1 protein-coding gene and 1 pseudogene are annotated in these 414 nt (G+C 44.7%); both read right to left on the bottom strand.

The genetic code is table 11. From position 1 onward, the window contains the following. Positions 1-183, bottom strand: a pseudogene (locus tag ACLUWI_RS10345) (IS66 family transposase); the annotation flags it as partial. Between the two features lie 72 nt (positions 184-255). Further along, positions 256-414: an IS66 family insertion sequence element accessory protein TnpB gene (tnpB, locus tag ACLUWI_RS10340; protein ID WP_412147243.1), complete on the bottom strand. Its 159-nt coding sequence runs from the start codon at positions 412-414 to the stop codon at positions 256-258.

The raw sequence follows: 414 nt of genomic DNA, 5'->3' as shown, positions 1-414 counted from the left end.
CGCTTCAACCTGCTTCTCTTCGAACAAAGAGAGCTGATCAGGGTTCAAAGACTCATTTTTTTTTGCGAATCGGCGATGCTGTTGAAGCTGAAGGGCTACCTTCAGCTGATTGATCAACTCGTTTTGTTGCTGAATGACCTGCAAGGCTTCTTCAAGATTCTTGGGCTGTTGTGCTTGAGCCATGGTTCGTCACCTCCTAACGCTTCTGAATGCTATTAAGCATATCAGAAACGTTAGAAAATTAACAGACTAAAATCAATATAAATGCCCATTTGACGCGGGTTTAACTCGCTTAACAGGCAACGGAGAGATGCCTTCCAAAAGCAGCTTGATTTGGCGTCGGCTTAACTGGACGGCATCATTGCGATGCCGTGGCCAACGCAGACCACCATTTTCAAAACGTTTATAAAGCAA

The organism is Limosilactobacillus mucosae, from assembly GCF_046939755.1.
Taxonomy (GTDB): Bacteria; Bacillota; Bacilli; order Lactobacillales; family Lactobacillaceae; genus Limosilactobacillus; species Limosilactobacillus mucosae_A.
The sequence above is the reverse complement of the archived record's forward strand: the minus strand, read 5'-3'. Positions and strand labels throughout refer to the sequence as shown.